This window comes from Blastochloris sulfoviridis (assembly GCF_008630065.1).
GTDB classification, from domain to species: Bacteria; Pseudomonadota; Alphaproteobacteria; order Rhizobiales; family Xanthobacteraceae; genus Blastochloris; species Blastochloris sulfoviridis.
In genome coordinates this window covers 147826-160753 of the sequence record NZ_VWPL01000002.1, presented here as the reverse complement: position 1 = coordinate 160753, position 12928 = coordinate 147826, and the positions used below count along the sequence as shown (strand labels likewise).

Sequence of the window (12928 nt, the reverse complement as noted above, 5' to 3'; positions counted from 1 at the left end):
TGGCGCACACGGCGCTGCACTTTTCGCGAATGGATGTTGAGATGACCCCTCGTCCGGCCCCCCTGCCGGTGACCGTGCTGACCGGCTTTCTCGGCGCCGGCAAGACGACGCTGCTCAACCGCCTGCTGCACGATCCGGCGATGGCCGACACCGCGGTGCTGATCAACGAGTTCGGCGAGATCGCCCTCGACCATCTCCTGGTCGAGCACGTCGACGAGGGCGTCGTGCTGCTGTCGTCGGGCTGCCTGTGCTGCAGCGTGCGCGGCGAGCTGGTGTCGGCGCTGGAGGATCTGCTGCGGCGGATCGACAATGGCCGCGCCCCGCCGATCGCCCGCGTCGCGATCGAGACCACCGGGCTGGCCGACCCGGCCCCGGTGCTGCACACCTTGATGGCGCACCCCTATCTCGTCCAGCGCTACCGGCTGGACGGCGTCGTCACCGTTGTCGACGCCATCAATGGCGCGGCGACGCTCAACACCCACCCCGAGGCCGTGAAGCAGGTGGCGGTGGCCGACCGCATCGTGCTGACCAAGACCGACCTCGTCACCGGCGCCATCCGCGCCGCGTTCCACGGCCTGCTCGCCCGCCTCGATCGGCTGGCGCCGGGAGCGCTGAGGTTCGACGCGGCGGCTGGCGAGGCCACCCCCGCGGCGCTGCTCGGCGCCGGGCCCTTCGATCCGGCGAGCAAGCCCAGCGACGTCATGCGCTGGCTGTCGGACGAATCGGTCGCCGCCGCGGAGGCGCAGGGCCGCTGCGACAGCCCGAACCGCCACGACGAGCGCATCCGCGCCTTCACCGTCACCACCGAGCGGGCGATTTCAAGTGCCGCACTCGACGGGTTCGTCGATCTCCTGCGGGCCGCGCACGGCCCGAACCTTCTCCGCTTCAAGGGGGTGGTGAAGCTCGCAGAGCATCCGGACACGCCGGTCGTGCTGCACGGCGTCCAGCACATCTTCCACCCGCCGCTGACGCTGCCGGCCTGGCCGGACGGCGACGCGCGCACCCGGCTCGTTCTGATCGCCCGCGACCTCGACGCCTCCGTGGTCCGCCGCCTGTTTGCGGCATTCCTCGGCGAGCCGCAGATCGACACGCCGGATGCCACGGCACTCATCGACAACCCGCTGGCGGTGCCCGGCCTGCGCCTGTCCTGAGCACAGCCCTCCGCTCACGGTCCCCCTCGGCGTCCGGTGCGCCGGACGGTCCGAACCAATCGGCCACTTTCGAGGATCGGATCGATCTTGAAAACCGGGTCGATCTTGGGAGACGCCGACGATTTGCCGGCTATCCTCCCCGGCCCAACGTCCGCCGCTTCACTCTTTCCGCACGCCGTCTTTGGATCCGCAAGAGCGGCGTGCGGCACACGCTGTCTTCGATTTCGTCTTCAACCTCCCTGCCGGCGCGAGCATCCCGGGACCGCAACCGGTCCGTCGATCCTGCAATGGGCAGGCACTCCACCCGGCGTCCTATGAACCCCGCCGGGTTTCAGCACTCCGGTGACGCATCCCGGCTCCTGCCCGAATCCAACACCCGGAACCGAAGCTCTCGACACCACGTCGCCGGAACCACCCCGTCAACCACGCTGTCAAGCCCCCCCTCCAGAACCGTCCCTCCGGGACCGGCCACCGTCCGCCCGACACTGCCACCGCGAACACCGCCCCGCTCGATCGTCCCGCCTTCGGCCTCTCCGGCTGAACCCTCGACCTGGAACCGCGAGCCCGGTGGTCTCCCCCCTTCCGGCGGCCTGACCGCTTCGACCCGCTGTGTCCGCCGCACGTCCGGCGGCAACCGATACTCCCAATGGCCAAGTTCGATTTACAGGTTCGATTTCCAAGTTCGATTTGTCTGCGCGTTCGTCCGGGATTTGGCGTCTCGATGCTTTGCCGCATACCGAACGGTCGTCTTTTGGAAGCTGGCTTTTCGCCCTGCCGTCGTCCGGTCGGAAGTCTTCTTCCGCTCGGAAATCGTCTTCGGTTCGAATTTCCCGTCGCTTAAGTTCGTGTCGCTTGGGTTCCTATCGTTTGGGTTCCGGCCTCCCGTCGTTTCCGGTCTCCGCCGCTTCTGGTGTCCGCCTCGGGCGCCCGGCGCCAAGCGCCCGAGGAACGGATGTCAAGAAGCTTGGAGACTTCAGTGACCGTCTAAGTTCTTAACCGAGCGAAGTCCTTGACCGAGGTCGTCCGGATCAGGCCCGGGCCTGCTGGCCGAAGAAGCCGCGGATGGCGCCGCCGAGATCGAGCTTGACGACCTCGCGGCCGACAGAGGCCAGTTCGTTGGTGACGATCTCCAGGACGCGGATGATGCCGCGGCCAAGCTCGAACGCCGTGTCGCTGAGGCGGTCGACCGCACCGTTCAACGCCGCGCTGTCCAGACGGAGGCCGGAGAACATCTGGCCGAGGCCGGCGCCCTGGCTGTAGGTCTGCTTCGAACGGCCGGCCTCGACGATCGAGTCACGGACGGTCTCGAGAGCGCGCGACATTTCGCCGACTTCGTCATACCGGCTGCTGTTGGTGAACTTGAGGTTGGTGTCGCCCTTGGCGAGGCGCTTCATGTCCGCGGTCAGGCGGGCGAACGGCGCGGTGACCGAGCGGGCGACGAACAGGCCGATCACGCCGGCGAGCAGCATGACGATGGCGGTGGTGCTGATCAGGGTCGAGCGCATCTGCTCGATCGGAACGAGCGCGTCATCCGCGCCGCTCATCGCCGCGGCCGAGATGAACACCACATCCTTGGCGGACGGGGCGGTGTTGGAGGCCTTGATGATCGTCGGCTCGTTGGCGGCGCCGCCGCGCACAACCAGGATGCCCACCACGCTGCCATCGGCCCGCACAACCGGCGTCACGGAATCCGTGGCGGTGATCTGCGCCGTGTTGATGTGGTTGAGGCGGGCCTGCTTCAGGTCGGTGCCGACTCGGCGAAGGGTCCAGTCGCCCACCGAGGCGATGGCCACGCCGACAAAAAGGGCGATGCCGAGAACCAGCAGTGTAATCTTTTCCGTCAATCGGAGATTAGCCATGGACATTGTCGGTCTCCAAGCTTTTCAAGGGCTTACCTGCCCCAGGGTCATATGTTTGTGCCAAGATCGGCACATGTAACAGATACGAACGCGTGGTTAATGGATGGTTAACGCAGGCGACTCCGCCGTGAACAAACAGCGCACCACAATCACCCCGAGCGCCTTCGTTCGGATACACGCGATCCGCCCGAAACCTACCCGGGTACCGAAAATCCCGATCGACAACGCCGAGTTACCCACACGCATGGCGCCGCCCCCCGCGACTCAGTGTGGTAAACGTATACGACTCCCGCGATTAATTGTCTTCTGGATTTCGCCCGCGGACCGCAGATTCCGATTGACTCGCAATTTCATTGCAGACGAGATCGCTCGAGATTCCCCGCACTTGTGCCCCTCCAAGCAACCCTGACGGACTCACCAATGGCGATCGCCGAGACCGCGAAGTCTCAAGGAGACAACTCTTCCGAGTCCCGTCCGCTCTTGGGGTGGCAGCCGGAATCCGCCGCCTGGGAGGCGCTGATCGGCCGCGCTACCGAACGCAATATATTCTATGTGCCCGCCTTCGCCCTTGCCGCTGCCCGCTCTCTTCTTGCCGCCCGCGCTGCCAATACCATTGGCATTTGGCGTAACGGTGCCCTTGCCGGCCTGTTTCCGGGATCCTTAGCCGGGGGGGCGCTACCGGTGTGGCGAGCCCTGGCGCATCCCTACGGGCCGCTGTCGACCCCCCTGGTCGACCGTTTCTCACTCGAATCAACACTGGGCTCGTGGATCGATGCGGTGGCGGCGCTGCACCCCCGCCCGCGCGCCATCCTCCTGCCGCTGATGACCGACGACGGGCCAGTCGCAGGAGCCCTTAGCCGGCTTCTCGCGCAGCGCGGGCTCGAATTCGTGCGACTCGACGCCCACCGGCGCGCCGCGCTGGTGCCCACGGCCGGTGCCGCCACGCCAAGCGGCAAGCGCCGCAAGGAGCTGGCGCGGTTGCGCCGCCGCCTGGAGGAAACCGGCACGCCGACGCTGGCCATCGCCCCCGCCGATGCCCCGATCGCCGAGGCGATCGACACCTATATCTCTCTGGAGCGTACGGGCTGGAAGGGCCGCGGCGGTAGCGCGCTTGCCGCCGACCCGGACGCCGAGGCCTTCTTCCGCCAGGCGATTACCGCGCTCGCCGCCAAGGGCGAGGCCGAGATCGCCGTGACGCGGCTCGACGGCGCACCGCTCGCGGCCACCGTCACGCTGCGCAGCGGCCCGCAGGCCTGGTATTGGAAAACCGCCTACGACGAGACCCACGCCCGTTTCTCGCCGGGCGTGCTGGCGACGCTCGACCTCACCGCCCGGCTTGCCGCCGACCCCACCCTCGCCCAGGTCGACTCCTGCGCCATCGCCGGCCACCCGATGATCGACCGGCTGTGGAGCGGCCGCCTCGCGGTGTCCGACTGGATCGTCGCCCTGCCGCCGGCCGGCGCCGGCTTCGCCCTCGTGGTTGCGCGCGAGCGGCTGCGGCGCGCAGCCCGCCGTGCCGCTCGGCGGATGCGCGACGCCTTGCGTGCCATGTTTCACGGCCGGTGAGCGCCCGGCGGATCGCCGCCGCTCACCCCAGCGCCCGCAAGGCCCGGCGGATGATCTTGCCGGTCGTCGTCATCGGCATCTCGTCGATGAAGGCCACTTCGCGCGGATATTCGTGCGCCGACAGGCGCTGCTTGACGAACATTTGTATGTCGCCGGCTAATTTATCGCTCGCCGCGACATTTTCCTTCAGCACCACGAAGGCCTTGACGATCTCGGTGCGCAGCGGATCGGGCTTGCCGACCACAGCCGCCAGCGCCACCGCCGGGTGCTTGAGCAGGCAGTCCTCAATCTCGCCCGGGCCGATGCGGTAGCCAGACGAGGTGATGACGTCGTCGTCGCGGCCGACGAAATGGACGTAGCCGTCCTCGTCGCGGCTGCCCTGGTCGCCGGTGGTCATCCAGTTGTCGATGAACTTCTCGGCGGTGGCGTCGGGCTGGTTCCAGTATTCGAGGAACATCACCGGGTCGGGCCGGCGCACCGCGATCTGCCCGGTCTCGCCGATGTCGCAGGTGGTACCATCGGGTCGAATCACCGCCACCTCGTGCCCCGGCACCGGCAGGCCGATCGCCCCCGGACGCGACACGCCGATCGCCGCGCACGACGACAGCACCAGATTGCACTCGGTCTGACCGTAGAATTCATTGATCGTCAGCCCCAGCGCCGTGCGCCCCCAGTCGAGCGTCTCGGCGCCGAGCGCCTCGCCGCCCGAGCCCAGCGTGCGCAGCCGCAGCCGGTGGCGGCCCTTCGGCGAGGGCACCGCCCGCAGCATGCGCAGCGCCGTCGGCGGCACGAAGGCATTGGCGACATCGAGTTCGCCCATCAGCCGGAAGGCGTCCTCCGGATCGAAGCGCTCGGCCCGCCGGCCGACCACCGGCACGCCGAGCTTCAGCCCCGGCAGCAGCACGTTGAGCAGCCCGCCGGCCCACGCCCAGTCGGCCGGCGTCCAGTAGCGGTCGCCCGGCTGCGGCGTGAACTCGTGGAACATCTGCACGCCGGGCATGTGGCCGAGCAGCACGCGGTGGCCGTGCAGCGCCCCCTTGGGATTGCCGGTGGTGCCGGAGGTGAAGATCATCATCGCCGGATCGTCCGGCGAGGTGTGCTCCGGCAGGAAGTGCGGCGCCCCGGCCTCGACGAGCGCCGAAAAACTTTTAGCCGGCTTTTCATCTCCATCGATCGAGATGACAAGCTTGAGATCCGGCAAATCATCCGACACCGCGGCGAGCTTGCCGAGGCCGGCCGTGTCGGTGACCAGCGCCTTGGCGCCGGCGGTGGCGAGGCGATAGGCGATGGCGTCCGGCCCGAACAGCGCCGCCAGCGGCACCGCGATCGTCGCGAGCTTGTAGAGCGCGAGGTGGGTGACCACCGTTTCGACCGCCTGCGGCAGCAGGATGGCGACACGGTCGCCGCGCCCGATGCCGTGGGCGGCGAGCGCATTGGCCAGCCGGCTGGAGGTCTCCGACAGCCGGCCATAGGTAACCTGCTCGACGCGGCCATCGGCGTGCTTGAAGATCAGCGCCAAGCGGTCCGGGTCGGCCGCCGCCCAGCGCTCGCAGGCATCGACGGCGATGTTGTAGCGGTCCGGAATGCGCCAGCGGAATTCGTCGTACAGGCTCCGGTAGTCGCGTCTGTCCGGCAGAAGACCCATCGGCGGCCCCCATCAAGAGAGCGCCGACGCTAACCTTACGCGCGAGCCCGGTCCAGATCGGCGCCTCGCCCCGGTCCGTCAGCTCTCGGGCGGCCGCGCCACGATCATCGCCCAGAAGATCTTGTAGGCGGAATTGGGCGCCTGCACCGCGGCGATGCCCATGCGGGTCGCGTCGCCGCTCAGCATCACCGAGCGGTGGCCGGGCGAGGCCCGCCAGCCGCCGAACACGTCGACCAGCGTATCCTGGCCAGCGGCAATGTTCTCGCCGGCGGTGGCGAAGCGGTAGCCGCCGCGACGCAGCCGCGAGGGCAGGTCGCCGCCGACCTCGTGCGACAGTCGGCCGGCTGACGCCATGGTGCGGGCCTGCTCCTCGGCGAGCGCGCTCAGGTGCGAATCGAGCGCCAGCGTCCCGAGCCCGTTGCTCCTGCGGAACGAATTGACGAGATCGACGGCCTGCTGGCGGTCGAGCTTGGCGCCCGGCCGGGTGAGCGAGGCGCCGGAGCTTTCCGGCAGGTCGATCTTCGCGCTTTCGCAAGCGGCGGTCAGCCCCGCGAGTCCGCCGGCCAGCAGCAGGCGTCGAGTCAGGGTCATGGCGTGACATCCCCGGTTGAGATCGCCGGTGGCATGCGCGGCACCGGCTCGGGCAGCGGGGGAATCACCGGCATCACGATGCCGGCTTTGCGCAGGCGGTAGAGAATCGAGAAGTGCAGATCGCTGCGCACCGTCAGCGAATAGTCGACATTGGCGACCACGCAGCGCAGTTCGAACTGCAGCGCGGAGTCGCCGAACTTGAGCAGGAACACCCGCGGCGTCGGGTTCTTCAGCACCTGCGGGTGCTCGCAGGCGGCGGCGATCAGGATGTCGCGCACGTCGTCCGGATCGGCGTCGTAGGGGATGTTGACGGCGACGATGATCCGGCCCGTCGGGTTGCCGTGCGTCCAGTTCTTGACGACGCCGGTGATCAGGTCGGTGTTGGGGATGATCACGCTCGACCGCTCGAACGTCTCGATCTCGGTGGAGCGCACGCTGATGCGCCGCACATAGCCTTCCTCGCCCTTCACCGCGATGGTGTCGCCGACGCGGATCGGCCGCTCGGTGAGCAGGATCAGGCCCGAGACGAAGTTGGAGACGATCGACTGCAGGCCGAAACCGATGCCGACCGACAGGGCACCGGCGACCAGCGCGATGTTCTGCAGGTCGATGCCGAGCTGGCCGAGCGCCAGCAGCACCGCTACGATGATGCCGAGATAGCCGATGATCTGCTTCACCGAGTGCTGCAGCGAATGCTCGATCCGCGTCCGCGGCAGCAGGTTGCGCTCCAGCCAGCCCTGCAGCAGGCGCGTCACGACCAGCATGCCGACGAGCAGCACCACCGCGCCGGCGACCGCCATCACCGGGCCGACCAGCGAATCGAGCTGCACGCTGAAGAACGCCTCCGAGAAGGTGGAGGTGACGTCGACGACGTGCACGCCCCAGGGGCCGACCGCGACCAGCGCCGCGAACGCCACCAGCACCACCTTGACGAAGCCGGACAGCACGGTGCCGGTGACGTCCAGCGTCGACGGCGACACGCCGAGCATGCTGGCGACGCGGCGCCCGCGCGACGCCGACGCGGACATCGCTTCCTGCACCACGGCATCGATCAGCGCGATCGCCAGATAGATGATGCCGATCAGGATGGCGGCGATCACCAGCCGGCCGATGAAGAACGCCGCAAAGCCCACATAGCCGAGCGACAGCGAAACCAGGCAGACCAGGATGACGATCCAGCCGAACAGGCGCAGCCAGCGCTGCGCCCGCGAATCGTCATCCTCCGGCTCGGAGGCCAGCGCCTGATCGGGCTCGACGGCTTCGGCATCGTCCTCGGGCGCCTCCGGCCTGGTCGCCAACAGCGTCCAGGCCACCAGCGCCAGCATCGCCAGCACCATCACCGCACTGGTGGCGAGCGTCAGCGCCAGCGGCGCCACCACCGCCTTGTGCAGGGCGTTGAGCACGACGGTGGCGGCGAACACCCGCGACCCCCACACCACCAGGCGGTGAAGGTGGCCGGCGCGCACGCTGTCGAAATTGAGCAGGCGGCGGGCCTGCCGGTCGGGTGCCAGCACCGCCCGGCTGGTGGACCGCGCCAGCGCCATCACCGCCACCGCGACGAGAATGCTCTGGCCGAGATCGACCAGCCGCGGCGGCAGCAGGTCGTGCGACTGCAGCACCCACAACAGCACCGCGGCGACAGCGATGGACGGAACCGCGCCGGCCAGGAACACCCGCCAGGCCGACAGCGCGTGCGCCAGCCGCGGGGCATCGAACGCCAGATCCCGCGAGGCGCGCTTGCGCCCCCACCAGCGGGCGACAATGAGGCCGATGACCGTCATCGCCGCCAGCACCAGCGCCGGCTGCACCAGCGCGGACTGTCCGCCCCGCGCCTCCACCCAGGTGCGCCAGTCGGTGCCGAGATACGCAACGCCGCGCATCTCATCCGGCGCCACGGCAATGGCCCGCGTCCAGAAGCCGGGATTGAAGATGCCGCTGGAGCGCGAGAACACCTCGGCCGCGAACAGCGCGCGGCGGCGCTCGGTGATGCGTTCGCCAACCTGATCGATCCGCAGCAGCAGAACCCGTGCCTGCTTGAGATCGGCATCGAGCGCGCTGATGGCCTTTTCGAGCTCCTCGCGCTCGGCCGTGATGCTGCCATCCTCCGGCGGCGCGTCGGCCTCGGGCTTCTTGCCGAGCTCCTTCAGGCGGGCGCTGATCTCGGCAAAGCGCGGCTCGGTGGTGTTGATCGCCGTCTGCAGCGCCTCGCGCAGCGGGTCGAGCTTCAGTTTGAGCTGTTCGAGATCGCGGTCGCGCAGCGTGTCGCGTCCCAGCAGCGCCTCGACCTGCTCGACGTCGCCGCGCGCGTCGTCCAGCTTGGACGAAGCCGGCGTCGTGGCGGTCGCCGCGAGCGCCACCAGCGGCACGAGCACGACCAGCGGCAGCAGGCACAGCACGGCCACGGCGGCCAGCCGGCGCACGGCCAGGGCGAAGCGGGTGAGGAATATCGTCATGGGTGGAACCGATCCGGCGTCTCGCCCAGGCGGGCGGCGTCTGTCAGACCATCGTCCGGCGGGACCCGGGCGCAGGCACATCAGTTCGCCGTGCCTTGCCGGCTCACTCGGGCCGAAATGCGGCAGAACGCTCAAACCTGCGGTTTGCGCGCGCCAGATGGCGGGCCGTCCCGGTCGGGACCACCCGCCGGCCTTCCCTTGCGAAAGACGGCGCGGCGCCGCCGTCCCCACTCAGTGCGACAGGAGGTTCAGTGCGAGAGGATCTTGGACAGGAACGCCTGCGCCCGTTCGCTGCGCGGGCTGCCGAAGAACGTGTCGGTCGGCGCATCCTCGACGATCTCGCCGGCATCCATGAACACCACGCGGTTCGCCACCTTGCGGGCGAAGCCCATCTCGTGGGTCACCACCATCATGGTCATGCCCTCCTTGGCGAGCGCCACCATGACGTCGAGCACCTCGTTGATCATCTCGGGGTCGAGCGCCGAGGTCGGCTCGTCGAACAGCATGGCGATCGGATCCATCGCCAAGGCACGGGCGATGGCGACGCGCTGCTGCTGGCCGCCGGACAGCTGGCCGGGATACTTGTCGGCGTGCATCTTGATGCCGACGCGGTCGAGCAGCTTGAGGCCCTTGGCATTGGCCTCCTCGAACGAGCGGCCGAGCACCTTCATCTGCGCAAGGCGCAGGTTCTCGATGATCTTGAGGTGGGGAAACAGCTCGAAATGCTGGAACACCATGCCGACGCGAGCGCGCAGCTTGGGCAGGTCGGTCTTCGGATCGCCCACCGGGATGCCGTCGACGGTGATGCGGCCCTGCTGGAACACTTCGAGCCCATTGACGGTCTTGATCAGCGTCGACTTGCCCGATCCCGACGGGCCGCACACCACCACCACCTCGCCCTTCTCGACGCGGGTGGTGCAGGTCTTCAGCACCTGGATCGGACCGTACCATTTGCTGACGCCCTCGATCTGGATCATCGGCGCCACCGTCTTCGCCGGCTCAAGCGCACGGCCGATGGGAGCGGCGGTCTCGGGGCCAGCGGTCTCGGGGCCGTTCGTCATGGACATGGGACGCTCCTCAACGCACCACCGCGATACGCATCTGCAGGTGGCGCACATAGGTCGATGCGGCGAACGAGATGATGAAATAGACCGCGGCGGCGAACAGATACATCTCCACCAGCCGGCCGTCGCGCTGGGCGACCTTGCTCGCCGCACCGAGGAAATCGGGAATCGACAGCACGTAGACCAGCGAGGTGTCCTGGAACAGGATGATGGTCTGGGTGAGGATGAGCGGGATCATGGCGCGGAACGCCTGCGGCAGCACGACATGGCCCATGGTCTGCCAATAGGTCATGCCGAGCGCCTGGCTCGCCGCGATCTGGCCCTTGGGGATCGACTGGATGCCGGCGCGCATGATCTCGGCGAAATAGGCCGCCTCGAACAACGTGAAGGTGACCAGCGCCGAGGTGAAGGCGCCGACCTGGATCGGCCGCGATGCGCCCGTCACCCACTGGCCGATCCACGGCAGCAGGAAGTAGAACCAGAAGATGATCAGCACCAGCGGCAGGGCCCGCATCAGGTTGACGTAGCCCATCGCCAGGAGGGACAGCGCCCGGATGCTGGAGAGCTGCATCAGCGCCACCAGCGTGCCCAGCACCAGGCTTCCGGCCAGCGACAGCCCGGTCAGCGTGAGCGTGAACGCCATGCCGTGGAAGAACAGATAGGGCAGCGACCGGACGATGACGTCGAAATCGAAATCCGCGAACATCGGCGCCTCACGTCCGGCTTGAGCCGATATAGCCCGGCACCGCCACCGACTTCTCCAGCCAGCGCATGCCGAACGTCACGACCAGATTGATGGCGACATAGAGCAGCGTCGCCGCGGTGAAGGCCTCGAACACCTGGAAGGAGAATTCCTGCATCGAGCGGGCGCGGGCGGTGAGCTCCATCAGGCCGATGGTCAGCGCCACCGAGGAATTCTTGATGCAGTTGAGGAACTCCGATGTCAGCGGCGGCAGGATGATGCGAAACACCATCGGCATCAGCACGTAGCGATAGACCTGGGTCAGCGTCAGGCCGAGCGCGGTGCCGGCCATCCTCTGGCCGCGCGGCAGCGCATCGACGCCGGCGCGCACCTGCTCGGCGACGCGCGCCGAGGTGAAGAAGCCGAGGCTGATCACCGCCGTATAGAACGGCGCGTTGGGCATCTGCTTGAGCCAGCGGCCGAAATCCTCCGGCACCAGCTCCGGCATCACGAAGAACCACAAGAACATCTGCACCAGAAGCGGGATGTTCCGAAACAGCTCGACATAGGCGTAGGCAAACGCGGCCGGGATCCGGTAGGGCATGGTGCGCAGCACGCCGACGATGACGCCGAGCACCAGCGCCATGATCCAGGCGGCGATCGAGGTGGCGAGCGTCCAATAGAGCCCCGACATCAGCATGTCGGCATAGCTGCCCCAGCCTTCCGGCGACGGCTCCCAGAAGATCGCCCAGTTCCAATGATAGTTCACGCGCCTCACTCCCGCCCTTGCGAGTGGCGCCGGGGCTGGCCCTGGCGCCGGATCGTCGCCTGCAACGCCGGCTCTTCAGGCCGGATGCCGCACCACACGGTTTCCGGTTGATCCCTTCGGGATACCGGAACCGGTCTCGCCGAAAGATCCTTCAACCGATGAGGATCTTTCGGCGATCGGAATACGGTTCTCCGGCTTGATCAGCCGGGCACCGCATCACTTGTAGGCGGCAGGATCGCCCGAATCGGTGGGGTTGGCGACCACCTTGGCGAACGCCTCGCTCATGGGCAGGTTGAGATTGACGCCCCGCGGCGGGATCGGGGCGAGGAACCACTTCTTGTAGATCGGCTCGATGGCGCCTGACGTGTAGGTGTTGATCATCGCCTTGTCGACGACGGCCTTGAACTGCGGATCGTCGCGGCGGAGCATGATGCCGTAGGGCTCCACCGACAGCGCATCGGCGGAGATCACATAGTCGTTCGGCGCCTTGGAGTTCGCGGCCAGGCCGTAGAGCAGGATGTCGTCCATCACGAAGGCGGCGGCGCGGTCGGTTTCCATCATCAGGAAGCCCTCGGCGTGGTCCTTGGCCGCCAGGATGGTCATGCCGAGGTTCCGCTCGGCGTTGATCTGGTTGATCTGCTTGATGTTGGCGGTGCCGGACGTCGAGACGATGGTCTTGCCCTTGAGGTCGTCGAGCGTCTTGAGGTTGTTCGCCTTCTTGGAGACGAAGCGGTTGGCGGTGACGAAGTGGGTGATGGTGAAGCCCACCTGCTTCTGGCGCTCCAGGTTGTTGGTGGTCGAGCCGCACTCGAGATCGATGGTGCCGTTGGCCATCAGCGGGATGCGGGTCGCCGAGGTGACCGGGTTGAGCACGACCTTGAGGTCGGGCAGCTTCAGCTCATCCCTCACCGCATCGACGATGCGGTAGCACAGGTCCATCGCATAGCCGATCACCTGCTGCCGGTCGTCGTAATAGGAGAACGGGATCGACGAGTCGCGGTGGCCGATGGTGATGGTTCCGAGCTCCTTGATCTTCTTCAGCGTGCCGGTCAATTCCTCGGCCCCGGCCGGAGCGGCCACCAAAGCGAGACCCATGGCGGCGGCGATTAGGCTTCGTTTCATCGCGATGTTCCTGTCTCTGTGACGTC

General features: G+C 67.6%; 10 protein-coding genes. 2 read left to right on the top strand and 8 right to left on the bottom strand.

The annotated features are described in order from the left end of the window. The first annotated feature begins 41 nt into the window (after positions 1-41). Positions 42-1151 carry a CobW family GTP-binding protein gene (locus tag F1193_RS01795; RefSeq protein ID WP_246164063.1) on the top strand — a complete coding sequence of 370 codons (1110 nt, stop codon included), beginning with the start codon at positions 42-44 and terminating at the stop codon, positions 1149-1151. Between the two features lie 1028 nt (positions 1152-2179). Here the strand turns inward: F1193_RS01795 and F1193_RS01790 are convergent. After that, positions 2180-3016, bottom strand: coding sequence for a HAMP domain-containing protein (locus tag F1193_RS01790; protein ID WP_150095952.1), 837 nt, complete (start codon positions 3014-3016; stop codon positions 2180-2182). Between the two features lie 414 nt (positions 3017-3430). On the opposite strand from F1193_RS01790, the gene F1193_RS01785 reads away from it, so the two are divergent. Beyond that, positions 3431-4576 carry a GNAT family N-acetyltransferase gene (locus F1193_RS01785; RefSeq protein WP_150095951.1) on the top strand — a complete coding sequence of 382 codons (1146 nt, stop codon included), beginning with the start codon at positions 3431-3433 and terminating at the stop codon, positions 4574-4576. 22 nt (positions 4577-4598) lie between these two features. Here the strand turns inward: F1193_RS01785 and F1193_RS01780 are convergent, their stop codons facing one another. From F1193_RS01780 to F1193_RS01750, 7 genes are all read right to left on the bottom strand, one after another. Further along, positions 4599-6221, bottom strand: coding sequence for an AMP-binding protein (locus F1193_RS01780; protein WP_150095950.1), 1623 nt, complete (start codon positions 6219-6221; stop codon positions 4599-4601). Between the two features lie 78 nt (positions 6222-6299). Continuing rightward, positions 6300-6812, bottom strand: a complete 513-nt coding sequence (locus tag F1193_RS01775; protein ID WP_150095949.1) for a CAP domain-containing protein — start codon at positions 6810-6812, stop codon at positions 6300-6302. Beyond that, positions 6809-9265: a DUF3772 domain-containing protein gene (locus F1193_RS01770; RefSeq protein WP_150095948.1), complete on the bottom strand. Its 2457-nt coding sequence runs from the start codon at positions 9263-9265 to the stop codon at positions 6809-6811. The genes F1193_RS01775 and F1193_RS01770 overlap by 4 nt, the downstream gene beginning before the upstream one ends. Positions 9266-9513: 248 nt before the next feature. Next, the gene (locus F1193_RS01765) at positions 9514-10242 is read right to left on the bottom strand and encodes an amino acid ABC transporter ATP-binding protein (RefSeq protein ID WP_150096011.1); all 729 of its coding nucleotides are present in this window, start codon (positions 10240-10242) and stop codon (positions 9514-9516) included. A 100-nt stretch (positions 10243-10342) separates the two neighbouring features. Further along, a complete protein-coding gene (locus F1193_RS01760; protein WP_150095947.1) occupies positions 10343-11035 on the bottom strand; it encodes an amino acid ABC transporter permease in 693 nt (230 codons plus the stop codon). Between the two features lie 7 nt (positions 11036-11042). After that, positions 11043-11780 (bottom strand): amino acid ABC transporter permease, encoded by a 738-nt coding sequence (locus F1193_RS01755; protein WP_150095946.1) that lies wholly within the window; start codon positions 11778-11780, stop codon positions 11043-11045. A gap of 216 nt (positions 11781-11996) precedes the next feature. Beyond that, positions 11997-12902 (bottom strand): amino acid ABC transporter substrate-binding protein, encoded by a 906-nt coding sequence (locus tag F1193_RS01750; protein WP_150095945.1) that lies wholly within the window; start codon positions 12900-12902, stop codon positions 11997-11999. Between the last annotated feature and the right edge of the window lie 26 nt (positions 12903-12928).